This window comes from Methylobacterium sp. E-065 (assembly GCF_022829605.1).
Lineage (GTDB): Bacteria > Pseudomonadota > Alphaproteobacteria > Rhizobiales > Beijerinckiaceae > Methylobacterium.
Window position 1 is genome coordinate 51110 of sequence record NZ_JAKSYD010000253.1, and the last position, 25451, is coordinate 76560.

Annotated in this window: 21 protein-coding genes; 13 read left to right on the forward strand and 8 right to left on the reverse strand. The window is 68.6% G+C overall.

Going from position 1 to position 25451, the window contains the following annotated elements:
* The first annotated feature begins 97 nt into the window (after positions 1-97).
* The 4 genes from MKK84_RS28870 to MKK84_RS28885 all read left to right on the forward strand — a co-directional run bounded on the left by MKK84_RS28870 (position 98) and on the right by MKK84_RS28885 (position 5109).
* Positions 98-3457: an ATP-binding protein gene (locus MKK84_RS28870; protein WP_243925552.1), complete on the forward strand. Its 3360-nt coding sequence runs from the start codon at positions 98-100 to the stop codon at positions 3455-3457.
* Entirely contained in the window at positions 3450-4364 is a 915-nt protein-coding gene (locus tag MKK84_RS28875; RefSeq protein WP_243925554.1) for a DNA-binding response regulator, read from the forward strand. Before MKK84_RS28870 ends, MKK84_RS28875 begins: the two co-directional genes overlap by 8 nt.
* A gap of 111 nt (positions 4365-4475) precedes the next feature.
* Entirely contained in the window at positions 4476-4688 is a 213-nt protein-coding gene (locus tag MKK84_RS28880; protein ID WP_409566557.1) for a hypothetical protein, read from the forward strand.
* Positions 4689-4719: 31 nt separating this feature from the next.
* The gene (locus MKK84_RS28885; RefSeq protein ID WP_243925555.1) at positions 4720-5109 is read left to right on the forward strand and encodes a DUF6894 family protein; all 390 of its coding nucleotides are present in this window, start codon (positions 4720-4722) and stop codon (positions 5107-5109) included.
* 424 nt (positions 5110-5533) lie between these two features.
* On the opposite strand, the gene MKK84_RS28890 is transcribed toward MKK84_RS28885, so the two are convergent.
* On the reverse strand, positions 5534-5971 hold the full coding sequence (locus MKK84_RS28890) for a DUF488 family protein (RefSeq protein ID WP_243925556.1): 438 nt from the start codon (positions 5969-5971) through the stop codon (positions 5534-5536).
* Between the two features lie 202 nt (positions 5972-6173).
* Between MKK84_RS28890 and MKK84_RS28895 the strand changes: the two genes are divergently transcribed.
* Both MKK84_RS28895 and MKK84_RS28900 read left to right on the forward strand, forming a co-directional pair.
* Entirely contained in the window at positions 6174-7058 is an 885-nt protein-coding gene (locus MKK84_RS28895; protein WP_243925685.1) for a glycoside hydrolase family 25 protein, read from the forward strand.
* A gap of 134 nt (positions 7059-7192) precedes the next feature.
* On the forward strand, positions 7193-7951 hold the full coding sequence (locus MKK84_RS28900; protein ID WP_243925557.1) for a Crp/Fnr family transcriptional regulator: 759 nt from the start codon (positions 7193-7195) through the stop codon (positions 7949-7951).
* 105 nt (positions 7952-8056) lie between these two features.
* On the opposite strand, the gene MKK84_RS28905 is transcribed toward MKK84_RS28900, so the two are convergent.
* The gene (locus MKK84_RS28905) at positions 8057-8440 is read right to left on the reverse strand and encodes a VOC family protein (RefSeq protein ID WP_243925558.1); all 384 of its coding nucleotides are present in this window, start codon (positions 8438-8440) and stop codon (positions 8057-8059) included.
* Positions 8441-8658: 218 nt separating this feature from the next.
* Here MKK84_RS28905 and MKK84_RS28910 point away from each other — a divergent pair, with 218 nt between their 5' ends.
* Positions 8659-9585: a DnaJ C-terminal domain-containing protein gene (locus tag MKK84_RS28910; protein ID WP_243925559.1), complete on the forward strand. Its 927-nt coding sequence runs from the start codon at positions 8659-8661 to the stop codon at positions 9583-9585.
* 85 nt (positions 9586-9670) lie between these two features.
* Positions 9671-10495 carry an enoyl-ACP reductase FabI gene (gene fabI, locus MKK84_RS28915; RefSeq protein WP_243925560.1) on the forward strand — a complete coding sequence of 275 codons (825 nt, stop codon included), beginning with the start codon at positions 9671-9673 and terminating at the stop codon, positions 10493-10495.
* A gap of 13 nt (positions 10496-10508) precedes the next feature.
* Here fabI and MKK84_RS28920 read toward each other — a convergent pair whose 3' ends face one another.
* Both MKK84_RS28920 and MKK84_RS28925 read right to left on the reverse strand, forming a co-directional pair.
* The gene (locus tag MKK84_RS28920) at positions 10509-11663 is read right to left on the reverse strand and encodes an AAA family ATPase (protein ID WP_243925561.1); all 1155 of its coding nucleotides are present in this window, start codon (positions 11661-11663) and stop codon (positions 10509-10511) included.
* Positions 11664-11678: 15 nt separating this feature from the next.
* Entirely contained in the window at positions 11679-12653 is a 975-nt protein-coding gene (locus MKK84_RS28925) for a polyphosphate kinase 2 family protein (protein WP_243925562.1), read from the reverse strand.
* Positions 12654-12750: 97 nt separating this feature from the next.
* Between MKK84_RS28925 and MKK84_RS28930 the strand changes: the two genes are divergently transcribed.
* The 3 genes from MKK84_RS28930 (at position 12751) to MKK84_RS28940 (ending at position 19017) form a co-directional block, all read left to right on the forward strand.
* Positions 12751-13338, forward strand: a complete 588-nt coding sequence (locus tag MKK84_RS28930) for a histidine phosphatase family protein (protein WP_243925686.1) — start codon at positions 12751-12753, stop codon at positions 13336-13338.
* 111 nt (positions 13339-13449) lie between these two features.
* A complete protein-coding gene (locus MKK84_RS28935; protein ID WP_243925563.1) occupies positions 13450-17520 on the forward strand; it encodes a Pls/PosA family non-ribosomal peptide synthetase in 4071 nt (1356 codons plus the stop codon).
* A gap of 339 nt (positions 17521-17859) precedes the next feature.
* Complete coding sequence (locus MKK84_RS28940) at positions 17860-19017, forward strand: sensor domain-containing diguanylate cyclase (RefSeq protein WP_243925564.1); 1158 nt, start codon at positions 17860-17862, stop codon at positions 19015-19017.
* A gap of 19 nt (positions 19018-19036) precedes the next feature.
* Here the strand turns inward: MKK84_RS28940 and MKK84_RS35580 are convergent, their stop codons facing one another.
* Positions 19037-20512 carry a PAS domain-containing methyl-accepting chemotaxis protein gene (locus tag MKK84_RS35580; protein WP_279599765.1) on the reverse strand — a complete coding sequence of 492 codons (1476 nt, stop codon included), beginning with the start codon at positions 20510-20512 and terminating at the stop codon, positions 19037-19039.
* A gap of 835 nt (positions 20513-21347) precedes the next feature.
* Here MKK84_RS35580 and MKK84_RS28955 point away from each other — a divergent pair.
* Positions 21348-21554: a SlyX family protein gene (locus tag MKK84_RS28955; protein ID WP_243925565.1), complete on the forward strand. Its 207-nt coding sequence runs from the start codon at positions 21348-21350 to the stop codon at positions 21552-21554.
* An 8-nt stretch (positions 21555-21562) separates the two neighbouring features.
* On the opposite strand, the gene MKK84_RS28960 is transcribed toward MKK84_RS28955, so the two are convergent.
* Positions 21563-22996: an NAD-dependent succinate-semialdehyde dehydrogenase gene (locus tag MKK84_RS28960; RefSeq protein WP_243925566.1), complete on the reverse strand. Its 1434-nt coding sequence runs from the start codon at positions 22994-22996 to the stop codon at positions 21563-21565.
* A gap of 101 nt (positions 22997-23097) precedes the next feature.
* Positions 23098-23883 (reverse strand): class II glutamine amidotransferase, encoded by a 786-nt coding sequence (locus tag MKK84_RS28965; RefSeq protein WP_243925567.1) that lies wholly within the window; start codon positions 23881-23883, stop codon positions 23098-23100.
* A gap of 320 nt (positions 23884-24203) precedes the next feature.
* Between MKK84_RS28965 and MKK84_RS28970 the strand changes: the two genes are divergently transcribed.
* The gene (locus tag MKK84_RS28970; RefSeq protein WP_243925568.1) at positions 24204-24596 is read left to right on the forward strand and encodes a response regulator; all 393 of its coding nucleotides are present in this window, start codon (positions 24204-24206) and stop codon (positions 24594-24596) included.
* A gap of 434 nt (positions 24597-25030) precedes the next feature.
* Here MKK84_RS28970 and rpsU read toward each other — a convergent pair whose 3' ends face one another.
* The gene (rpsU, locus tag MKK84_RS28975) at positions 25031-25366 is read right to left on the reverse strand and encodes a 30S ribosomal protein S21 (RefSeq protein ID WP_243925569.1); all 336 of its coding nucleotides are present in this window, start codon (positions 25364-25366) and stop codon (positions 25031-25033) included.
* Positions 25367-25451 lie beyond the last annotated feature (85 nt).

Below are 25451 nucleotides of genomic sequence, written 5' to 3' on the forward strand. Positions count from 1 at the left end.
CGGCGGAACAGTGTGAGGTCATGCCGGTCTTGGGCGCGAGCGACATGAGTGCCGCCCGAATACGGGGGTGTTCGCGCGCGCGCGGGTTCGCGGCGCCATGACCGGTGTGCAGCGCATCATCCCGATCCGTCGGGATTACAACCGCTTCGTCGCCGACGAGACCCTGGAAGATTATGCGCTGCGCTTCACCGCCAAGAAGGCGCGGCGCTGGACCGGGTTCGAGGTGGCGCAGACGGCGCTGGGCTCGGTCTCCTTCCTGGCGCTGGAGGCGATCGGCGGCACGCTCGCGCTGACTGCGGGCTTCCCCAACACGCTTGCGGCGGTGCTGCTCGTCGGCCTGATCATCTTCGCCACGGCTGTTCCCATCACGGTCTACGCTGCACGCTACGGCGTCGACATGGATCTGCTGACCCGCGGCGCCGGGTTCGGCTATCTCGGCTCGACGGTCACGTCGCTGATCTACGCGAGCTTCACGTTCCTGTTCTTCGCCATCGAGGCGGCGATCATGGCGCTGGCGATGCAGCTCTGCTTCGGGCTGCCCCTCGGTATCGGCTACCTGCTCTGCGCGGGCGCCGTGATTCCCCTGGTGGTCTACGGGATCCGCCTGATCAGCCGGTTCCAGATCTGGTCGCAGCCGCTCTGGATCGCCCTCAGCCTGCTGCCGCTCGTGTTTGTGGCCGCGCAGGGGGCGGAGCCGCTGCGCGCACTCGTGCGCTTCCCGGGCCTCGACGGCGCTGTCGGCTTCGATCTCGCCCGGTTCGGGCTCGCCACCGGCGTCCTGCTGGCGCTCCTCGCGCAGGTCGGCGAGCAGGTCGACTTTTTGCGATTTGTCCCCGAACCGAAGGATCGGCGCGATCGTCGCTGGTGGCTCGCGGTGCTCTCCGGCGGTGCCGGCTGGATCCTGCCGGGGATGCTCAAGATCCTGCTGGGCGCCGCGCTGGCGGTGCTCGCGCTCGGCCACGGCGTACCGCCCGAGCACGCCGCCGAGCCGACCCGCATGTACGCAATCGCCTTCGGCTACCTGACCGGGGAGGGGAGCCGGGCGGCGCTGCTGCTGACCGGACTGTTCGTGCTGGTCTCGCAGCTCAAGATCAACCTGACCAACGCCTATGCCGGCTCGATCGCGTGGTCGAACTTCTTCTCGCGGCTGACCCATAGCCATCCTGGGCGGGTGGTGTGGCTGGTCTTCAACGTCGCCATCGCCCTGCTGCTGATGGAACTCGGGATCGACAAGACGATCGAGAGCACGCTGCCGCTCTATGCCGCGGTGGTTTCGGCCTGGGTCGGGGCTCTCGCCGCCGACCTTGCGGTGAACAAGCCGCTCGGGCTCTCGCCGCCCGGCATCGAATTCAAGCGGGCGCATCTCTACGCGGTGAACCCCGTGGGCACCGGTGCGATGGTGCTGGCGCTGTCATGCGGCGGACTCGCCTATACCGGTCTCCTCGGCCAAACGCTCCAGCCCTTCGCACCGCTGCTCACGCTCGCGACGGCCTTCGCCGCCGCCCCGGCCATCGCGTGGGCCACGGCGGGTCGCTGGTATCTCGCCCGCACGCCGCAGACCGACTGGCCTTCGTCGGAAGTGGTCTGCCGGGTCTGCGAACTGCCCTTCGAGGGCGAGGACATGGCCCATTGCCCGGCCTATGACGCGCCGATCTGCTCCCTGTGCTGCTCGCTCGATGCCCGCTGCGGCGACCTGTGCAAGCCGCATGGCCGGCTGGAGGTGCAAGCGCAGGCGGCCGTTGCCCGGATCCTGCCCGGCCGTACCGCTGCCTGGATCGGCGCGCCGCTCGGCCGCTACCTCGCGGTGATGCTGACGCTCTGCGCGGTGATCGGCCTGATCCTCGGTATCGTCCATGCGAGCGCGACGATCGCGCATCCGGAGCACCGGGCGTTCCTGCGCGCCGCGCTGACCAGCGTGTTCTTCACCCTGGTGGTGATCCTCGGCGTGGTGGCGTGGCTGTTCGTGCTCGCGCAGGAAAGCCGTGGCGTCGCGCAGGCCGAGACCATGCGCCAGACCGCCCTCTACGAAGCCGAGATCGCCGCCCACAAGGTCACCGACGCCAAGCTGCAGGAGGCCAAGGAGCGGGCGGAAGCCGCCAACCAGGCCAAGAGCCGCTACGTCATCGGGATCAGCCATGAGCTGCGCACGCCGCTCTCCACCGTGCTGGGCTATGCCCAGCTCCTCGAATCCGATCCCGCGATTCCGGCCCATCGGCTCAATGCGATCCGGGTGATCCGGCGCAGCGGCCAGCACCTGTCCGGCCTGATCGACGGCCTCCTCGACATCTCCCGCATGGAAGCCGGCCGCCTCCAGATCCACCGCGACGAGGTCCGGCTCGCCGACTTCCTCGATCAGCTCGTCGACATGGTCCGCCTCCAGGCCCGGGAGGCCGGGCTTGAGTTCCGTTTCGCGCGGCCCGAGATCCTGCCGGCCGTCGTCGCCACGGACGAGAAGCGCCTGCGTCAGGTGCTGCTCAACCTCCTGTCGAACGCCATCAAGTTCACCGAGGCCGGCAGGGTCTCGCTGGACCTGAGCTATCGCAGCCAGATCGCCGTGTTCACGATCCGCGATACCGGCCCCGGCATCCCGGAGACGGATCTGGCGCGGATCTTCGAGCCGTTCGAGCGCGGCTCGACGCCAGCCGCCCGCAGCACGCCGGGGACGGGTTTGGGGCTGACCATCGCCAACCTGCTGGCGCAGCTGCTGGGCGGCGAGATCACTATCGCGGCGGCGCCCGGCGGCGGCACGCAGGCGCGGCTGCGGCTGATGCTCGCCTCGGTGGCCGAGCCCATGCCGATCAGCTTGCCCGCCCCCGCCGAGCCGCCGGAGCGGGCCTATGCGGGCGCCCGCCGAACTGTCCTCGTGGCCGACGACGACAGTGCGCACCGCGCCCTGATGCGCGCGATCCTGGAGCCGCACGGGATCGCAGTCCTGGAGGCCGGCTCCGGGCCAGAATGCCTGGCGGCGGTCGCGGCCGGGGGGATCGACCTGATCCTCCTCGACATCGCCATGCCGGGGATGAGCGGCTGGGCGGTCGCCGCGGCCCTGCGGGCCGCAGGCCATGCCGGCCCGATCGCCATGATGTCGGCCAATGTCCACGAGATCAGCCCAGTGCGCGGCGACGACGCGCCCCACGACGCGATCTTCGCCAAGCCCTTCGATCTGCGCGACGTGATGGAGCGCGTCGGTAAATTGCTGCGGCTGGAATGGACCGGCGCGGCCGCCCTTCCGCGCGAGCCCATCATGACCCTGGAGTCACCCGGGCCGGAGCAGATCGGCGAATTGCTGCGCCTCGGGCGGATCGGCCATATCCGGGCCATCGAGGCGACCTTGAGCCGAATGGAGGCGGAGGCGTCGGCACCCCCGGCCTTCGTGGCGCAGATGCGCGGGCTGGTGGAGGGCTACGACCTGCGCCGCTACCTGTCGGTGCTGCAGGGGCTCGCCCGCAATGGCTGAGGCGCCGAGCCGGGCAAACCGGGACGTTGTCCTCGTGGTCGACGATTCCCCGGACACGTTGAGCTTCCTCACCGAGGCGATCGAACGGTCGGGCGCTACTGTGCTTGTCGCGGTGGGCGGCGACCTCGCCCTGGCGCTGGTGGACGAGATCACCCCCGACGTGATCCTGCTCGATGCCGTGATGCCGGGTCTCGACGGGTTCGAGACCTGCCGCCGGCTCAAGGCCAAGCCGCAACTCGCGGGCGTGCCGGTGATCTTCATGACGGGTTTGAGCGAGACCGAGCACATCGTGCAGGGCTTGAGCGCGGGCGGGATCGACTACGTCACCAAGCCGATCGCCCCGGACGAGATCCTGGCCCGGATCCGGGTGCATCTGGCGAGCGCCCGCGCCGCGCAGAGCGCCCGGGCGGCCCTCGACACCGCGGGTCGGACGCTGTTCGCCGTTGCGGAGAACGGGACCGTGCTGTGGTCGACGCCGCAGGCCGGGCGGCTGCTCGCCGGTCTCGTCGCCGATCCCTCGGGCGTCTTCGTCCTGCCCCTGCGGGCCCGCGACTGGCTGCGGGGCTGCCTCGACGGGGTGGCCGCGCCCTTGACGCTGACCGATCGCGACGGGGCGGCCATCGCCCTGAGCTTCATCGGCCGCACGCCGGACGAGGTCCTGCTCCGGCTGTCGCGGGAGGAGCCCGCCCTGGGGGTCGAGCGGCTTCGGGCGCGCCTGCCGATCACCGGCCGGGAGGCGGAGGTGCTCCTCTGGCTCGCGCGCGGCAAATCGAGCCGCGATATCGGTGAGATCCTGGGGTTGAGCCACCGGACCGTCACCAAGCATCTCGAAGGCATTTACGCCAAGCTCGGCGTGGAGAACCGGACTGCGGCCTCGATCATCGCGGCCCGCCATCTTCAGGATTGAGCGGTGCCGTGATCCCCATCTTGTCCACAGGCGTCGCGCCCCGGCGAAACGCCTTGGTAAGCGCGGGCGCGGCAGGGTCCCCGCTCAGATCGACCAGCCGAGCCGGATGCGATGATGACCTGCCAGCAACTCGCCGAGGAACTGAAGCGGATCGCCACCACGCAGGTCAGCGACATCACCCGGGCGGTCAAGGAAGGCCAGAAGTCGATCGCGCTGAACGAGGTGCGCGACATGGCCCGCCGCCTCGAACTCCTGGCTGAGGCCTTCGATCCGAAACCGGCCGCCGAGGTCGCCGAGCCCGCCGAAGGCGCGCAGGCGGCCTGACGCGCAGATTCGTCCCTCTCCGGGAACCCCCATGATCCACGCTCATTTCACGATTCGTTTCGGGCAATCCTCGCTGCCGGCCTCAGCCGTGCAATGGGTCGCCGACACGGAGGCCGCCCGGGCCGCTGCCCGCACCGTCGTGCAGGGCCTGATGCGCCAGCACGGCGGCGATCCGCGGCTGCTCGCAGCCACCATGGTGATCACCGACGCGGCCGGTTCGACGCTCCTGGAGATCCCGTTCTTCGACGCGCTGTACATGCCGGTCGAGCCGGTGGCCGATTCGGATCGGCGGACGCGGCGCATCGCCCCGCCGTCGCGCCTCGGCGCGGCCCTGCGCCCGCTCCGAAGGCTCGCTGGCGCGATCGGCGCACGCCTGCAGCCATCGCACGGGTCTTCGGTGGATTCGCGCTTCTCGGCGTGAGAGCGGGCACGCACCGCTTTGGATCTCCCTTTACCGCAGCTATTATAGTCACAGATCGCAGTCCGGCCGCGACACGCGCGCTCCCTCGACCGCAAAGAGGCTACGACGTTCACAGATCTCCAGCGGTCACCGACGCCGGCGGCGGAGCGCGACAGGCCCCCTCTCCCGCACGGGAGAGGGGACCCGCGCTTGACCCTGAACCGATATAGCCAGACCCGATGCCTGAATCCGCAAGCGCAGAGGTGAAAGGGCGGTCGCATGGGAGGTTTGGACAGCCGGACCTCATGACCAACGTCGATTTCACATCCGCTTTGTGACCCTGCAGCACTGTGCAGGAAAGTGGACCCATATCCTTCGAGAGTGCAGGCGAGGCCGCCAACGCGTCTGATCCGGATTGCTGTCTTCTGCTGTCTGAAACAACCTTTCAGAGATCCCGCACCGCAAATCCCCGCGCGGTGAGCCGCTCCGACAGGATGCGCCGGTGGCAGACGGACGGGTCGCGTTCGAAGCACAGCAGGCAGAGCGGTGCCGCCTCGGCCATCGCCGACAGGTCGTCGAGGGCCGTCTGCCCGGCGGCGGTGTCGAGCACCTCCTCGCAGTAGATCCGGCGCAGCAGCGCCGCATCCCCCGCCCGGGCCGCCTGCCGGCCGGATTTCGGAGTGCCGAGGCTGCGCAGGTGGACATAGCCCAGGCCAGCCTCCTGCAGCGATGCCGCGAGCACGCCCTTCGAGAACCCGCGCTTGCGCGAATTCGCCACTGCCCGGACATCTGCCAGCACGCCAACCCCGGCATCGCGCAGGATGCCGCCGAGCTGCTCCGAATCCAGGCCTTCGTACCCTATGGTGAAGATTTGCTTGCTCACGGCGGTGTGACCGAACTCGCTTTGTGGACCCGGCACTTAGCCGGGCGTCATCCTGTGCAACACCGCTGGATCCCCTGCGTATGTCACGGCAATGCAACGCGTCTCGGAATTCCGCCGCAATGATCGCAAAGGTCCGTTAACTGCGCTGGGGCCATCGATTACGCCTGTCTTTGGCGCTTCTTCGGTGGCGGGCTCAACACTGATGTCGCGAATTGCTCAGCTCTCGCGCACTTCCTTCCTCGGCGACGCGCACGGCGTGACGGGGCGCCTCAGGGCGGTCCGCCGGCTCGCCGGCCGGTTCGCCGCGGTGGCGATTCTCGCCGGGTTGGCGGCCTGCGCGTCGAACAACGACTTCTATCCGACCAAGGGCGATGCCAAGCCCCATCCCGGTGTGGCCAAGGCCAAGCTCCACCCGATTCAAGGCATCGATATCTCCAAGTGGCAGGGCAACGTCGACTGGGCTTCGGTCCGGGCCTCCGGCACGCAGTTCGCCTTCATCAAGGCGACCGAGGGCGGCGACCACGTCGACGAGCGATTCCGCACCAACTGGGACGGCGCGGCTCGGGCCGGCGTGCCGCGGGGCGCCTACCACTTCGTGTTCTGGTGCCGCTCGGCCCGGGAGCAGATGGACTGGTTCAAGCGGAACGTCCCGAACGATCCCACCGCCCTCCCGCCGGTACTGGACGTCGAGTGGAACGGCCATTCCCAGACCTGCCCAAAGAAGCTGCCGCGGGCGCAGGCCCTCGCGATGGTCACCGAGATGCTGGAAGAGATGGAGCGCTATACCGGCAAGCGCCCGATCATCTACACCGACATCACCTTCCACAAGGATGTGCTGGAGGGCGAACTGCCCGACTACCCGCACTGGCTGCGCTCCACCGCAGCGGAGCCGGAGCAGCGGTTCGTCAATCGCAAATGGATGCTCTGGCAGTTCACGTCTACCGGCCGTGTCCCGGGCGTGCGGGGCGACGTCGACCGTAACGCTTTCTACGGTACGCCGTCGGATTGGGCTTCGTTCCTGACGACGGATTGCGATCCTCGGGAGCATAAGCGCCTGTCTGAACAGGGACTTTGCACCGACAAATAACGTCGCTGAGTGATTGCCAATATAAGTTAGTTCAGCGTCGGACAGCGAGGGCTATGCGTGGGAGCCCGGTCAAGACTGGGCGCACCTGAGAGGATTCTTTCGGGAGCTACGGATCTTAGATTGTCCCCAGCCCGATGCCAATCGAAAGTTCCGGCCCCACGGGCAATCTGCTCCTGGATGCGCTCTCGGACCCGGATCGGGCGCTGATCGCGCCGCATCTGGAGCGCACCACCTACGCCCGCGGTGAGACGGCTTTCGAGGCCGGTGCGGCGGTCACGCACGTCATCTTCCCCTGCCGCGATACGATTCTCGCGCTGGTCGTGACCACCCGGGACGGGCGGACCGCCGAGACCGCAACCATCGGCCATGATGGGGCCGCGGGCGCGGTCGTCGGCGGGGGGCGCGTACCGGCCTTCGCCAAGGGGATGGTGCAGATCGGCGGTTCGGTGCTGCGCCTCGAAGCCGACCGTCTGGAGGAAGCGGCCGGCCGATCCGCTTCGTTGCATGATCTGTTCATGCGCTATGCCGATTGCTTCGTGGCGCAGTTGCTGCAGACCGCGGCCTGCAACGCGCTCCATCCGATCGAGCAGCGCTGCCTCCGCTGGCTACTGACGATTCAGGACCGGATCGAGGGCGATACGCTCCCGGTCACCCACGAGCTTCTGGCCGCGATGCTCGGGGTCCAGCGCACCTATCTGACCCGCATCCTGCGGGTGCTTCAGGACCAGGGCCTGATCCGGGTCGGGCGCGGGCGGATCACCGTCCTCGACCGTGACGCCGTCTCGGCCAGTGCCTGCGAGTGCCACGCCCGCCTGCGGATCCGCTGCGAGACGGTGCTGGGGACGGTGTACGGCCCGGCGAGCCGCACAGCCATCGCATCGGCGGACGGCTAGAGAGGCTGCCGATCGCGCCACAGCACGGTCGGCGACAATTCCGTTCCGGCCGGCTCGGAAGGCGCGAGGAACTCCCCGTTCCGTACGGGCTCTTATGCGCCCGCTTCAGGCCGCCTTGCGCTCCAAAATCTCGATCAGCGCCCCGTCCGGACCCTCCACGAAGGCGATGCGCAGGCCCGGTCCGCGCTCCGTGATCCCGGTGCGGATCGGAACGCCACGCGCTTCGAGATCGGCCATCGCAACTTCGAGATCGTCGACGCGCAACCCGACATGCTCGAGGCCGAGGCAGGGCATCGGCCCGGCCGGTGCGGTCTCGGCCGGGGCCTGCTCGATGAACACGGTTAGCCCGCCGAGATCGAGGACGACCCGCTGCACCGGATCGCCGCCGACGCGCTTCACCTCCCGGGCCCCGAACGTCTCGACATAGAACATCGCGGCCCGCACCGCGTCGCGGCTGCGCAGATGGATGTGGTCGCAGGCGTAGTGCATCGGGGCCTCAATTCCTCGCGATTCGGCCTCGGGACCGGCTGTCGTGCAGCCTTCGACCCGGCAGGGTGGCGACGTTATGCACCTTCTGCCTCCGCGGCGAGGGGCACCGCTTGACGTCCCGTGCGAACCCGCAGACTTTCGCCGCCAGCAACGTTGCAGGTATGCAACAACCTTCCCACATCCGGGTGGAAATCCCACACCGCACAGCCAAGAGTTCCATGCGCAATCCCTACGACGTGCTGGGCGTGGCCAAGGGGGCGAGCGAGGCCGACATCAAGAAGGCCTATCGCAAGCTCGCCAAGGACTTCCACCCCGACCGCAACAAGAACGACGTGAAGGCCAAGGACCGGTTCGCCGAGGCGAACTCGGCCTACGAGATCCTGGGCGACGCCGAGAAGCGTAAGCAGTTCGACCGCGGCGAGATCGATGCCGACGGCAAGCCGCGCGCGACCGGATTCGAAGGGTTCGGCGGTGGACGGGGCGGCGGATTCGATTTCGAGGGCATGGCCCGCAGCCGCCAGGGCGGCATGGGCGGTGGCATGGCCGGCGGAATGGGCGAGGACATCTTCTCGCACATCTTCGGCGAGGCGTTCCGCGCGGGCGGCGCCGGCCCCGGCGGCCAGCGCGGAACGCCCAAGGGCGATGACGTCGCCGCCGAACTGGCGGTGACGCTCGAGCAGGTCGCCAGCGAGGAGAAGCTGCGCCTCTACCTGCCCACAGGGCGGGAGGTGGACGTGGTCATCCCGCGGGGCATGGTCGACGGCCAGACCATCCGGCTGCGCGGCCTTGGCCAGAGTGCGGGACCGCGCGGCGAGCCGGGTGACGCGCTGCTTACCATCCGGATCCGGCCGCATCCGCGCTTCACCGTGGACGGGTCGGACCTCCGCACCACCGTCGACGTGGCCCTTGAGGATGCCGTGCTCGGCGGCACGATTCGCGTGCCGACGCTGACCGGCGCCGTCGAGATGCGGATCCCGTCGATGACGAGTTCGGGCCGCACCTTCCGCCTGCGCGGCAAGGGTCTGCCGCGCAAGGACGGGAGCGCCGGCGACCTGTTCGCCACCACGGCCATCGTGCTGCCCGAGGGCGAGGATGCGGCCTTGATGGAATTCGCCCGGTCACGGCGCGGCGCAAAGGCTGCGTGAGGCGGGCCGGACTTCCGTCGCCCGGCGGCCTCCGCTAAGGAGGCCCCCCGGCTCCGTGATGGGCCGCGCGGCTTCGGGATCGATCATGGCGGAACACGGGCAGGGCCTTCTGGCGGGCAAGCGGGGCATCGTCCTGGGCGTCGCCAACAACCGCTCGATCGCCTGGGGCATCGCCCGCAGCGCCCGCGCTCACGGGGCGGAACTGGCCTTCACCTATCAGGGGGACGCCCTGCGCAAGCGTGTCGAGCCCCTGGCCAAGGAACTCGACGCCCACGTCATCGGCCATTGCGACGTCACCGACTCGTCCACGATCGATGCCGTGTTCGAGGAAGCCGCACGGGTCTTTCCCGAGGGCATCGATTTCGTGGTCCACTGCATCGCCTTTTCCGACAAGGACGAGCTGACCGGCCGCTATATCGAGACCTCGGAGGACAACTTCACCAAGTCGCTCCTCGTCTCGTGCTACTCGTTCACCGCGGTGGCCCAGCGCGCGGAAAAGATCATGCGGCCGGGCGGCTCGCTCGTGACGCTGACCTATTACGGCGCCGAGAAGTGGATGCCGCACTACAACGTCATGGGCGTCGCCAAGGCGGCTTTGGAAGCTTCGGTGCGCTACCTCGCGGCCGATCTCGGCCCGAAGAACATCCGCGTCAACGCGATCTCGGCGGGCCCGATCAAGACCCTCGCGGCCTCGGGGATCGGCGACTTCCGCTACATCCTCAAGTGGAACGAGTACAATTCGCCCCTGCGGCGGACCGTGACCATCGGCGAGGTCGGCGAGACGGCGGCTTATCTGGTCTCCGACATGTCGGCCGGCATGACCGGCGAGATCCTGCACGTGGATGCCGGCTACCACGTCGTCGGCATGAAGAACCCGGATGCGCCGGATCTGACGCTCGACAAGGATTGAGAGCGCGGCGCGCTCAATCCTCCTCCGCTTCGGCGAACGCTCCCGTCAGCGTCAGCCCGTCGATCCAGGTCTCGCCGTCGCGCTTGACGACGATATGGGGCTGGGCGCCGCCATGCGCCGCGATTCCCGCCGCCAGCCGCTCGGAATGCGTCACCAGCCAGACTTGCGTGCGCCGCGACGCCTGGGCGATCAGTCGTGCCAGCGGATCCATCAGATCGGGATGCAGGCTCGTCTCGGGTTCGTTCAGCGCGATGAACGGCGGCAGGCGGTAGCCGAGCAGCGCGCCGGCCACTGCCAGATAGCGCAGGGTCCCGTCCGATAATTCGGGCGGGTCGAAGATCCGGGCGGGAAAATCGGGGACGCGCAGGCCGAAGCTTGCGTGGCGGCCGGGCACCGGCACCACCAGACGTGCGTCCGGAAATGCGGCATCGACCGCCGCGTCGATCTCGGTGGTGTCCTGCCGGATATGCGCCAGGGTGGCGAAGACGGCCGCGAGGTCGGAGCCGTCCGAGGCGAGCGTCGGCGTCGTAACCGCGAGGCAGGGTCGGCGCAGAGGTGAGTCGGCGTCCGTCCGGAAATCATGGTGGAAGCGCCACGCCGTCAGGGCGATGCGGACCAGGGCGATCTCCGGATGGTCCGTCGCGCCGAGGAGGCTGCCGAGCGCCGTCTCGGTCGGGAGCAAGTCCTCGCCGAGGGAGCGCTTGCGGCCGTCCCCGTCGCGAACGAAACCGGTGCGCCCGTCGCGGTCGAGGATCACCGCCGCGCGGCCGCGGGTCCGGAGCGTCAGGCGCTCGGCCTTCACCTGTGGCTCGTGCTGGAAAGCCGCGCCGTAGGTTGCCCCGCCGGCCTGCTGCACGAGGCCGATCTCCACCGTGTAGCTGAAATCCTGGGCGATCCCTTCATGGCGCAGGGTGGCGGATAGGCGGATCCGGGCGGCCTCTCCCCGGCGTCGCCGACCGGCCCAGAGAGCCGACTCCATCCCGCCCTCGGCGGCGAGGTCGCGGGTCAGCGTGCCTGTGGCGGCCGCCTGGAGCAGTTCGAGCGCCCTGTAGAGGTTGGTCTTGCCCGTGCCGTTGCCGCCGACGAAAACCGACAGGTCCTCGACCGGGAATCTGATCTGCCGGAGCGACCGGTAACCCGACACCGTGACGTCGCGAACCACCAGCATGCGGGCTTCCCCGTATCAGTCCGGGACCGTCAGATCCGCGATGCCCTTTGGGGCCTCCGGGAATCGCGGGTCCATCGCCTCCAGCGTATCCGCGACGGTCCGCGCGATCACGTAGTTGCGGAACCACTTGTGATCGGCCGGCACCACCAGCCACGGGGCCGCGGGCGTCGAGCAGCGGGTGAGCGCATCCGCGAAGGCCTGCTGATAGGCATCCCAGGATTGGCGCTCAACCAGATCGGCCGGATCGAACTTCCAATGCTTCTCCGGATCGGCGATCCGGGCCTCGAGGCGCTTCTTCTGCTCCGCTTTGGAGATGTGCAGGAAGAACTTGAGGATCGTCGTGCCCGATTCGGCGAGCAGGCGCTCGAAATCGTTGATCCGGCCGTAGCGGCTCTCCCAGACCGCATTCGGCACGAGGCCCTTCACGCGCACCACCAGCACGTCCTCGTAATGGCTGCGGTTGAACACGCCGATCATGCCGCGCGCCGGCGTCCGGGCATGGTAGCGCCACAGGAAATCGTGAGCGCGCTCGTCGCTCGACGGAACCTTGAACGAGGTGACGGCGCAGCCCTGCGGGTTCACGCCTTTGAGCACAGACCGGATTGTCCCGTCCTTGCCGCCGGTGTCGATCGCCTGGAAAACCAGCAGCAGGCTGCGCGCGTGTTCGGCGTAAAGTCGTTCCTGGAGGGCATCGATGCGCGCCCGTTCGTTTGCCAGCGCGTCCTTCGCCCAGTCCTTGTCGAGGCCGCCATCGGCACGCGGGTCCACGGCCTGGAGGTCGAAGGGCGCACCCGGCTCGACCGTGACGATTCCCGGGGCCGCGCGGGCGGAAACCGGGGCATGTCCGCCCGTCATGGTCGGCGCAGTGTCCGCGACGGCGCCGGCCCAGCGGGCCGTCGAGGGTCGGGCCGATCCGTGCAGGTCGGCGCTGTCTGTCACAGCGTCCTCGTGCTTCTGGCCGCGATGATGCTTGCCGTGCTTCTTCGACATGAGGCAGGACCTGTTTCCGGGTGTTGCCGACCGTCGGCGAAAACGGGTTGGCGCTCCGAGCCGTTCCGAGTGCCGGCGCAGGACGGGGTTGAGACGGTTGGTCAGCATCTACTTCATCCGCCACGGCCAGACCGACTGGAACGCCGAGGGGCGCCTCCAGGGCGGCCGCGACATCGATCTGAACGCGCATGGGGAGAGCCAAGCCGCCGCCGTCGCGGAGCGCATCGCCGCCGCGGCGGGTCCGGGGCTGGCCGACGCGGACTTCGTGGCCAGCCCGCTCAAGCGGACCCGGCGGACCATGGAAATCCTGCGGACGCAACTCGGCCTGCCGCCGGACGCCTACCGGACGGATCCGCGGCTGCGCGAGATCAGCTTCGGGAGCTGGGAGGGCTCGACCTGGGCGGAGATCCGGCGCCGGGATCCGGCCGGCGCCGCAGGCCGCGATCGGGATCGCTGGCACCACCGCCCGCCCGGTATTGGCGGCGAGAGCTACGCGGCTTTGGTCGAGCGTGTCGGGCCGCTGCTCACGGAGTTGGAGCGGGACACGGTCATCGTCGCCCATGGCGGCGTCGCGCGGGCGGCGCTGGTTTCGCTCGGGCATCTCGATATCTACACCGCGCCCCGGCTCGGCATCCGTCAGGGCGAAGTGTTGATTCTGGAGCGCAGTGGTTGGCGCTGGGCTTGATCACGTGCGCGGGCGCAGTGCAAAGCCGCCTCGATAACGGCATGATCGGTGGGCTATAGGGCGGCTGCCACGGGAGGCGCCGACCTCAGCGGCCGGCCAGCGGAGCAGCGGATGAGTGACGTCGCCGAGAAGACCCGGCCCGGACCGGCTGCCGGGGACGGCGGACGTCACGATGCCGGCGCGGCCGTCCTGCGGGGCGCGCAAAGGCCCGACCTGATCCGCGACGAGGTGCTGGCCGAGATTTTTTGGGACTCGGCCCGGTCCCGGCCCGACCATCCCTGCCTCGTGGACGGGGCGAACGTGGCGGCGGGCGGCGTCCATCCACATCTGACCTACGCCGAGGTCGCGGCCCGCGCCGGCCGGATCGCCGCCGGGCTAAGCCATCGCGGCATCGGGCCGGGGGACGTGGTCGGCCTCTGGATGGCCCGGGGCCCTGAACTGCTGGTGACGCAGATCGGCATCACGATGTCGGGCGCCGCTTGGCTGCCTTTCGACGCCGAGGCGCCCGCCGACCGGGTCGGCGTGTGCCTGACGGATGCCGCCGCCAAGGCGCTCCTCATCTCGCCGGCGCTCAAGCCGGCCGCGCCCGATGTCGCGCCAGTGCTGACACCGGCCGATCTCGACGCCGCCACCCCGGCCGATGCGCCAGTGCCCGATCTCCGCGCGCTCGGCCTGACACCGGAGCACCCCGCCTACCTGATCTACACCTCCGGCTCGACCGGCGTGCCGAAGGGCATCGTCATCAGCCACGCCAACATCTGCCACTTCCTGCGCTCCGGGAACGCGCTCTACGGGATGCGCCCCGACGATGTGGTGTTCCAGGGGGCCTCGGTCGCCTTCGACCTTTCGATGGAGGAGATCTGGGTCCCGTACCTCGTCGGCGCGACGCTGTTCGTGGCAAGCCCCGCGATGATGGGCGACTTGGAATCGCTGCCCGGCATCCTGGAGGCCGAGCGCATCACGGTGCTCGACACCGTGCCGACCCTGCTGGCGATGATCTCCGGCGACCTGCCGACCGTGCGCCTCGTCCTGCTGGGCGGCGAAGCCCTGCCGGAGCCGCTGGTGGCGCGCTGGGCCACGGGCACGCGCCAGCTGTTCAACACCTATGGGCCGACCGAGGCGACGGTTGTGGCCACCGCCGCCGAGATGCGGCCCGGCGAGCCGGTCACCATCGGCGGGCCGATCCCGAATTACTCCGTCTACGTGGCGGGCGAGGATCTGGGCCTTCTAGGCTACGACCAACAGGGCGAGTTGCTGATCGGCGGTCCCGGCGTCGCCCGCGGCTACCTCGCGCGGCCCGAGCTGACGGCTGAAAAGTTCATCGCTAACCCGTTCGCGTCGGACGGGACCGATCCGGTGCTCTACCGCTCGGGCGATGCGGTCTCCCTCGATGCCGCCGGGCGGATCGTGTTCCACGGCCGCATCGACGATCAGGTGAAGATCCGCGGCTTCCGCGTCGAGCTTGGCGAGATCGAGGCGCGGATCCGCAGCGTGCCCGACATCAACCAGGCCGCCGTGGTGCTCCGGCAGGATGACGGCGTCGATCGTCTGGTCGCCTTCCTGATCCCCGAGCGCGGACAGACCATCGATACCGCTGCCCTGCGCAAGACGCTGGCCGGCCAGATGCCGCCCTACATGGTCCCGGGCCATTTCGAGGTGACCGAGACGCTGCCGCGACTCACCTCCGGCAAGGTCGATCGCAAGGCCCTCAAGATCGCCCCGCTCACCGTGGTGGCGGCCGATGGCGAGCAGGAGCCGCCCGCCAACGAGACCGAGGCTGCCCTCGTCGCTGCCGCCAAGCAGATCTTCGGCAACCAGCCCATCCCGCTGGAGGGCGACTTCTTCGCCGATCTCGGCGGCCATTCGTTACTGGCCGCCCGCTTCGTCTCGGCGGTGCGCGAGAACCCGCCGCTGGCGGGCATCACCCTGCCGGACGTCTATTCCCTGCGCACGATGCGGGCGATGGCCGACGCACTGATCACCCGCACCGGCGGCATGGGCGCAGCGGCTGCAATCCGCGACCTCAGCTTCGAGCCGCCCCCGCTGCTGCGCCGGGCGCTGTGCGGCCTCGCGCAACTGGTCGCGCTGCCCATGGTGATCGCGCTTTTCACCGCGCAGTGGCTCGGCATGTTCGTGACCTATCTGCTGCTTACCGGCGGGGGTTTGAGCTTCTTCGCCGAGCTCGGGGTGTTGCTCCTCGTCTACGTGGCGATCAACGGCGTGACCGCCGTGATCGCCGTGGCCGGCAAGTGGTTGATCCTGGGCCGGACCAAGCCCGGCCGCTATCCGCTCTGGGGGGTGTATTACTTCCGCTGGTGGCTGACGCAGCGGCTGGCGGCCCTCGTTCACGTGAAGTGGCTCCAGGGCTCGCCGGCCATCGCGATCTACCTGCGCCTGATGGGCGCGAAGATCGGCCACGACACCCTGATCTCGGACATCGAAGTCGGCGCCCCCGACCTCCTGAGCATCGGCGACGGCGCGTCACTGGGCGGGCGTCTCGTCATCGCCAATGCCGAGATCGTCGGCAACGAGCTGGTCATCGGCCCGGTGGCGATCGGCGCCGACGCGGCAGTGGGTACCTCCTGCGTGATCAGCCACGACACCGTGATCGGCCCGCAGGCGGAGATCGCCGACCTCACCACGATCCCGACCGGCTCGCGGGTCGGGGCCGCGGAAATCTGGGACGGGTCCCCCGGGCGCAAGGTCGGGATGGCGGATCCGGCCGCACTGCCCGCGTCCGCAGAGGCCTCCTGGCGACGCAGGGCCGGCTTCATGGCCGCCTACACGCTGCTGCTCGCCGTGATCCCCGCGGTCGGCCTGCTGCCGATCTTCCCGGCCTTCTTTATCTTCGACCAGATCTCAGACTCGCTGTCCGACATGACGGACGTCGATTATCACTGGTACCTGCCGATCCTTACATGGCCGACCGCCATGCTGATGACCGCCGGCACGGTGCTGCTGATTGCTGGTATCCGCTGGGTCCTGCTGCCCCGGACCAGTTCCGGCACCTACTCCATTCACTCGCTGTTCTATCTGCGGAAATGGTCGCTGGCGCTCGCCGTCGAGGTGACGCTGGAGACGCTCTCGTCGCTGTTCGCCACCGTCTACATGCGCGCGTGGTACCGGCTGATGGGCGCGCGGATGGGCTATGGCGCCGAGATCTCCACGAATCTGGGCGGGCGCTACGACCTCGCCGATATCGGGGCGAAGAACTTCGTGGCCGACGAAGTGGTGTACGGCGAGGAGGAGATCCGGCGCGGCTGGATGCACCTGGAGCCGACCAAGACAGGGGCGCGGGTGTTCGTCGGCAACGACGCCGTGGTGCCACCGGGCGCGGTGATCCCGGACGACGTGTTGATCGGCATCAAGTCGAAGCCGCCGGCCAACGACGCCATGAGCCCGGGCGAAACGTGGTTCGGCTCGCCGCCGATCCGGCTGCCGGCCCGCCAGAAGGTCGATCTCGGCTCCAACGCCCAGACCTACGAGCCGGGGCTGTGGCCGAAGGTCCGGCGCGGCGTGTTCGAGGCGTTCGCGACCTCGTTCTCGCCGATGCTCTACATCACGCTCGCGATCACGGTGATCGACTGGTATTTCTACCCGGCGATCCTCGACAAGGATTGGTGGGGGCTGGCCATCAGCTTCGTCACGGCGAGCGTCGCCATCGCGCTGATCCAGTCCTCGGCGGTCATCGCGATGAAGTGGCTGCTGATGGGCGTCTACAAGCCCGGCATGCAGCCGATGTGGTCGTGGTGGGCGATGCGCACCGAGGCGATCGCGGTGGCCTATTGGGGACTCGCCGGAAAGGTACTGCTGGAGCATCTCCAGGGCACACCGTTCCTGCCCTGGGTGCTGCGCCTGTTCGGTGTGAAGGTCGGACAGGGCGTGTGCATGCTGACCACCGACATCACCGAGTTCGACTGCGTGACGATCGGCGACTACGCCACGATCAACCGGGTCTCGGCGCTCCAGACGCACCTCTACGAGGACCGGATCATGAAGATCGGCCGGGTGGTCGTGGGCAAGGGCGTCTCGGTCGGCGCCTTCTCGACGGTGTTGTACGACACCAAGGTCGGCGACTACGCGCGGCTGCGCCCGCTCACCATCGTGATGAAGGGCGAGTCGATCCCCGGCAACACCGAGTGGGAAGGCGCCCCCGCGGTCCCGGTGATCCACGCCGCCTGAACGCGGAGACGGACCCGATCCTGATGCGGTCGGGTCCGGCACGCTGCCGCGTGGCTGCACGCGCCCGTGCCGAACCTGCCTGCACTCCCGAGCCGCGCACTCGGGCCACGAATCGCCGACCTCGCCGCGCCTCGGCAGGAGCGAGGCTCGGCAGCCGCGTCTTTGTTCAATAGAGAACCGTTCTGTTACCGCGGTCCGGCGGATTTCAGCGCCGATATAGCGCTTTGAAGTAGATGAATCTCTAACGATAGCTGTATATACTGATTCGTCGGCGCGCGTGTGCAGTCGCGCCCGGTCGGCATCATGTGCCGCGTCCAGGCAGGAGATCGATGGTCGGCCGTGCACCTTGATCCCGCCACCCTGCTGATCGTCAGTGCTGCGATCGCCTTGCTGGTGGGCGCGCTGTTCCTGACCTCATGGCGACAGGCGCCCGAAGAGCGGTCGCTCGCCTTCTGGGGCGCGGCGCATCTCGTCGGGGCGGCCGGAAGCGCCGGGCTCGCTTTGAGGGGCCAGATCCCGGATCTGCTCTCGATCGGGTTGGCCAATGCCGTGGTGCTGGCCGCCTACGGTCTGATCTGGTGCGGCGTTCGCGCGTTCGAGAAGCGTCGTCCGAGCCTGGGGTTCGCCCTGGCGGGCGCGCTCGTCTGGTGCGCGCTATGTCTCGTCCCGGCTTTCTATGCCTCGATCGCGCTGCGCATCGTCTACGCCTCCGCGGTCGCCACCCTCTATTGCGGTGCCGCGGCTGTGGAGCTCTGGCGCGGCCGCTCGGAGCGGCTCGCCTCCCGGTACGCAGCCGGTGCCGTCCTGGCCCTGCACGGGGCCTTCTACTTCGTGCGGATCCCCGCGACGCTGCTCGCGCCGCCGCTGATCGGGCCGAACCCGCTGGCTTCGCCCTGGGTGGCGATCCTGTGCTTCGTGACCATGCTGTTCTCGATCGCCTCGGCCTTCACCGTCATGGCGCTCGTGAAGGAGCGGGCCGAGCGGGAGCAGCGCATCGCCGCCTCCACCGACGCGCTCACCGGCGTGCGCAACCGCCGCGCCTTCGTGGAGGGCGCCGAGGCTGCGCTCGGCGCAGACGAGGACGGGGCGCTCCTCCTGTTCGATCTCGACCGGTTCAAGGCCGTCAACGACGTCCACGGCCACGCGGTCGGGGATGCAGTCCTGGTGGCGTTCTGCGCCATGGCCGGGTCCTTGCTGCCGCGGCATGCGCTGCTGGGGCGACTGGGCGGCGAGGAGTTCGTTTGCTTCCTGCCGGAGGCTTCGGCCGCGGAGGCCCTGGCCCGGGCCGAGGAACTGCGCCGGGCCTTTGCCGGCCTCCGCGTGCCCGAGCTTCCGGACCTGCGCGTCAGTGTCAGCATCGGCATTGCCCAGACCCGGGACGGAATCGGGTTCGACGCGCTGATGCGGCGGGCGGATGCCGCGCTCTATACCGCCAAGAATGGTGGCCGCGACCGGGTGGCCGTGGCCGCCGAGGGCGCCGCTGCCCAGGCCGCGTGAGCCCGGCGAGGCCGTCCGCTCAGGCCAGCGCGCGGGCCGCCTCGGAGACCTGACGCACCGAGCGGTCCACCTGGGCGGCCGAGGCCGCGATGTCGGCCATGGCGGCGCGCGCCGTATCGACGCTGTGCGCGGCCGACTGCATGTTCTCGGTCAAGTCGCGGGTCACCGCCGCCTGCTCGGTCACGGCGGACGAGACGCTGAGCGTGATCGCGCTCAACTGTTCGATGGTCACGCCGATCCCGTCGATGGCCGACACGGCCTTGGCGGTCTCCGCCTGGACGGCCGCGATCTGGCTGCCGATCTCGCCGGTCGCCCGGGCGGTCTGCTCGGCGAGCGCCTTCACCTCGGCGGCCACGACCGCGAAGCCCTTGCCGGCGGCGCCCGCGCGGGCGGCCTCGATCGTGGCGTTGAGGGCCAGGAGGTTCGTCTGATCGGCGATCGAGCGGATCAGGTTCACGGCGGCGCCGATCCGGTCGGCGGCGCCGGTCAGCCCGACCACGATCGCCCCCGCCTCCTCGGCACGGATCACCACTTGGTCGACCGAGGTTTTCGCCCCGAGGGCATGGCGGCTCAGCTCCTCGATGGAGGCGGAGAACTCTTCCGAGCCGGCTGCGACCGCCTGAACGTTGCGGGCGGTCTGGTTCGACGCCTCGGCGGTCTCGTCGGCCTGCCGAACGACGCGGCTCATCGAATCCCGGATCGCCGCGATGTCCCCGTCGATGGCGCGCTGGCCCTCGGCCCGGCGATGCCGGTCCTCGACCTGCTGGGTCACGTCGGTGGCGAACTTGACCACCGCGCAGGGCTTGCCGTCCGCGTCGAGGATCGGGTTGTAGGCGCCGAAGATCCAGACGGTCCGACCCTCCTTGCCGATCCGGCGGAACTCGCCCGCCTGATATTGTCCCGCCGCCAGCGCGGCCCAGAACGCTTGATAGTCCGCGCTCGCCGCGTCGGCGGTGGGCATGAACATCCGGTGATGACGGCCACGAACCTCATCGAGGGTGTAGCCCATGGTGGCGAGGAAGTTCGCGTTGGCGTCCGTGATGGTCCCGTTGATGGCGAAATGGATCACCGCCTGCGAGCGATTGATGGCTGCGATCTGGCCCGCGTCCATGGCGTTGCGCGCTCGCTCCGCCGTGACGTCCGTGGCGATCTTCACGACCTTGACGGTTTTTCCGTTGCGGTCGAGGACCGGGGTATAGGCCCCCTTGATCCAGACGATGCGGCCGTCCTTGGTCAGGCGGGCGAACTCACGGACCTCGGGCTGGCCGGCCCGCAGGCGATCCCAGAACGCGGCATAACTCGGGCCCGTGCGCTCGGCTTCAGGCACGAACAGGCTGTGGTGGCGCCCGCGCACCTCCGCGAGGCTGTAGCCGATGACATCGAGGAAGATCGCGTTGGCGTCCGTGACGTGGCCGGCCAGATCGAACTCGACCCGGCCCATGGTCCGGTCGAGCGCAGCCAGCGGCATTTCCGAACGCGACCCGAACATTGCCATCGTTAGCCCCGACCCATGTAGTCCATCTGTCTAATTATTTACGGTAAGACGGTTTAAAATGCTCTAATTTATCCGAACATCGATCCGAAGGGCCGGTTTTGTCTGGTGGTAGACAGACCAGTCGCCGATCGGGCTCGGACAAGACACATTTTGGGCCAGCGGAGCGTCCAAGCCCTGCCGTCAAACGACCGGCGTGTATGTCGAGGGCCATGCTGTGATCGGCGTAGTCACGGCTCCCGCTCCGCGCACATCCACCGCGTCGAAATCCAGGGAGTGCGGAGAGGACATGGTCAAGGTGCTTGAGCGAGCGGATCGACCTGTCTGAGTCCGACGCCAACGACCTTGATGCGAAGCGCGTTTTCCTGACTGCGGCAATTCTCAGCCTGCCTTGGATCGCCTGAACTTATGGGCGGGGCAGGCGTAGCGGTGACGTAAAAGGCGCCCACGCCTCATCCTGAATTACCCCTGCCTCCAACAGCTTCTTACGAGTGAAAGAAGATGGCGTCCGTCCAGCGGATGAGTGAGGGAATCAGGCTGATCGAGCGGATCACGCCAAGCGGTACGGCCGCGCGTTTTCCGATGCGTGATTGTATGGACGCCCGGACGCCCTCAAAGCGTTGACGGGTTCCGAATGAAGGCGGATCGGTGCGTTTGGGTCGAAGAGGTGCGCGCGGGACCTCTGCCTATCAGGTGGCGTGCCGCGCGGTCTGATTTGCGATCCGGGATCGTGGTGGGCATCCGCGTGATCGTTCGGCTCCTCCGGCGGGCCGGGCGCAAGGTGCGCAAAAACGATCCGCGCGCGGCCGGCCCGATGCCGGGCCGAAGGAGATCAGGGATGGACGAGCCGAGCCGGATGGACCGTCTCGAAATGCGCCTCACCGAACAGGAGGCGACGATCGAGGATCTGAACCGCACCGTCACCGAGCAGTGGCGTATGATCGACCGCCTGTCCCGCCTGATCGCGGGCCTGCGCGAGCAGGTCGAGGAGGCAGCGGCCCGGGTATCCCCACGCGGTCCCGAGCCGCCGCCCCCACATTACTGAGTGGCCGGTCAGAAATTCGCTTGGGTGACGAACTTGATCACGAGGTAGGCGTCGAGCGCCTCCGGACCGCCCTCGCTGCCGTAGCCGGAATCCTTGACACCGCCGAACGGCGTCTCGGGCAGGGCGAGGCCGTGATGGTTGATCGAGATCATGCCGCTCTCGACCCTATTCGACACCCGGGCCGCCCGCTCGGCCGAGCGGGTATACGCGTAGGCCGCCAGACCGAAGGGCAGCCGGTTCGCCTCGGTCAGGGCCTCCTCGTCGTCCGAGAACCGGTTGATGATGGCGAGCGGGCCGAACGGCTCCTCGTTCATGATCCGGGTGGTGAGCGGGACCTCGGTGAGAACGGTCGGCTCGAAGAAGTTGCCTCGGTTTCCGATCCGCTTGCCGCCGGCGCGCAGGGTGGCGCCGCCCGACTCGGCGTCCGCCGTCAGCGCCGTGACATCATCGAGGCGCCGCCCGTGGATCAGGGGGCCCATCTTGGTCTCGGGATCGAGCCCATCGCCGACCTTCAGGGTCTTGGCGAAGGTCGTGAAGCCCTCCACGAAGCGGTCGAACACGGAATCGTGCACGAGGAAGCGAGTCGGCGAGACGCAGACCTGTCCGGCATTCCGGAACTTGGCCGGGGCGAGGATCGAGACCGCCTTGTCCACGTCGGCATCGCCGAACACGATCGCTGGCGCGTGGCCGCCAAGCTCCATGGTGGCCCGCTTCATGTGCTCGCCCGCCAGCGCCGCGAGCTTCTTGCCCACTACCGTGGAGCCGGTGAACGAGATCTTCCGGATCACCGGATGCGCGATCAGGTAGGACGAGATCGCGGCCGGGTCGCCGTAGACCAGCGCGAGCGCATCCCCGGGGATGCCGGCATCCAGGAAGGCGCGCACCAGGGCGGCGCAGCTCGCCGGCGTATCCTCGGGCCCCTTCAGGATCACCGTGCAGCCCGTACAGAGCGCCGCGGATATCTTGCGCACCGCCTGATTGATCGGGAAATTCCACGGCGTGAAGCAGGCCACCGGGCCGACCGGCTCTCGGATCACGGCCTGGAGCACGCCATCGGCGCGGCCGGGAATCACGCGGCCGTAGGCGCGCTTTCCCTCTTCGGCGAACCAGTCGATGATGTCGGCCGCCGCAAGCGTCTCGATCCGCGATTCAGCCAGCGGCTTGCCCTGCTCCAAGGTCATGGTGTGGGCGATGTCATCGACCCGGGCGCGCAGCAGGTCAGCGGCCTTGCGCATCACCTTGGCCCGCTCGAACGGCGCCACCTTCCGCCAGACGGGGAAGGCGCGGGCCGCCGCCGCCAGGGCCTCGTCGAGATCCGCCATGCCGGCGACCGCGCATCGGCCGATCGTTTCACCCGTGGCCGGGTTCAGGACCGCTAGGGTCTCGCCTTCGACACCCGCACGCCAGCGTCCGGCGATGTGAAGCTCGGTATCCGGATACATCGATCAAATCCCGCATGGCCGCAGCATCGGCGGCCAGCGGATTGTGGCCATTCGGCGCGCCCGGGCAATGCCCGCAGCGGCATGGCTGGTCCGGTTGTCACTCAGGCCGCGGCGCGGGCCAGCCCGGGCGTCTCCACGAGGGTAGCGCTGCCGTGGCGGGCGCGGAGCGTTGCGCCCTTCGGCACCACGCGCCAGCCCTCGCGGCAGCCGTCGATCGGCTCGGACACCACCACGATCCCACCCGGCCCCTCGCGGTAGTACAGACTCGGCGGACGGCCGTCGCAGGCCCAGCGAAAGGCGGTCAGCGTCTCGCCGTCGGTGAGCAGCGCCGTGAATCGGACAGGCTCACAGATTGCGGCCTCGTCCATCAATCCGCGGATGATCGTCAGGGTCCGTGCCATGGCGCCCACGGCATCCTGCTCGAGCCCGTTGGCGAGCGCCAGCAGGAAAATCGCCTCGGAATCGGTGCTGCCGCGGCGATTGTCGTAGAGCGCATCGGGGATCATGGCTTCGAGCCGGCGCTTGATCCGGTGATAGCCGCCGATCTGACCGTTATGCATGAACAGGTGCCGGCCGTGGACGAACGGATGGCAATTGGCCCGGACGGTCGCAGTGCCGGTCGAGGCCCGGACATGGGCGAAGAAGGTCCGCGCCCGCACCTGCCCGCAGAGATTCACCAAGTTCTCGTCCGACCACGCCGGCGAGATGTCGCGATAGACGCCGGGCTCCGGCCGCTCCGCATACCACCCGATACCGAACCCATCGCCGTTGGTCTCGGTTTTCCCCTCATCGGCATGCAGCGACTGGTGCACCAGCGAGTGGGTCGGCGCGCAGACGAGGTCGGAGAGGAAGACCGGCTCACCGCTGTAGGCGAGGAAACGGCACATGTCGGACAACGATCCTTCAGCTCTGGCCCACGCGAACCCGATGGAACTTCGCCGCGGGGTGGGGACGTTCCGTCACAGGATGTTAACAGTCGGTCCACACGGGTGAACAGTTTCTTAACCGCACAGCCAATGCGCCAAATTCGGGCGCATCGCACGAATGTGCAGCGGACTGATCGCAGGGCGGGCATGCCACCCCGGATGGCGCCGACTCTTGTGAGCCGGCTGTTGACAGGTCAGCATGGCCGAATCGGGGAATCAGAAGCCTCATTCGCAGGCCGTAACCCCGGTGTGGGGCATCGCACCCAGCTCAGGAGACATCAATGGATCGCGCACAGCCCGAGTGTTCCAACCCGGTGGCCCTCGTCGTGGAAGACGACGCGGCGGTCCGCGACCTTGCCACCGCGGTTCTGGAAGAGACTGATCTCGGGGTGATCGCCTGCGAGAGCGCCGAGGCCGCGCTCTCGGTGCTGGAGCGCACGGACGTCACGGTGGCGCTGCTCTTCGCCGACGTGCGCCTCCCGGGCGCGATGGACGGTGTCTCCCTGGCGCAGGCGGTGGGCCGCCGCTGGCCGGACGTTCGGGTGGTCGTGACCTCCGGCGCGAGCCGCGATGCGCGCCTGCCCGATCAGGCGGTCTACATGCAGAAGCCCTGGCGGGCGCTCGACGTGCTGGTCCAGGCCGAGCACGCAACGATGGCTGCAAAGGCGGCTTGAGCGGGCGAGGCGCAGTCGGCCTTTTTTCCTGCTTCTGCAGAGCTGAAGGCTACACGGGTTCGGCATGCGGATGATGACATAGCGCCGACGCGCCCCCTCTCCCGTGCGGGAGAGGGTTGGGGTGAGGGTCCAGAACAATCAGAATAAAGCACCCTGGCGCAGCGCGTTCAGGCGGTTCCGCGTTCTGAACGTTCTCATCCCTCACCCAGCTTTCTGCGAAAGCAGACCTCTCCGGCGCGGGATAGGGGACAAGCGTCTCATTCTCGCGATGGTCGAGCCAGCCGAGGCTTGAAACCCGTGCCGGTCTCGGCCCGCAAAGGAGGCCGGGCGCGTCGCTGAGCCGAACCGCCATCCCTAACGCTATCGCGCCGACCCAAACGAAAAAACCCGGCCGCTCGCGCGGGCCGGGTTTTCTCTGGTCGCGGTGTCGTCGTTCAGGCGGCGGGAGCCGGGGTCACCGGAACCTGACCCGAGGCGTTGCCGCCCTGGCCCTGGGTGGCCGACGGCGACGGGAAGCCGGGGCGACGGCTGCCGGCGGGGAAACGGGGCTTCGGCTTCGGCGCGGCGATCAGGCCCTCGCGGATCGCGGTCTTGCGGGCCTGCTTGCGGGCGCGGCGGACGGCTTCGGCCTTCTCACGTGCCTTACGCACGGAGGGCTTCTCATAAGCCTTGCGCTGCTTCATCTCGCGGAAGATGCCCTCGCGCTGCATCTTCTTCTTGAGGACGCGGAGCGCCTGATCGACGTTGTTGTCGCGAACGAGTACCTGCAACGGACTTGATCCTCTGGACCTGGATTTGGGGCTCGCGCAGCCCGCCGCCGATCTGGAAACCGACAACGTCCCTCGGCCGGGATGG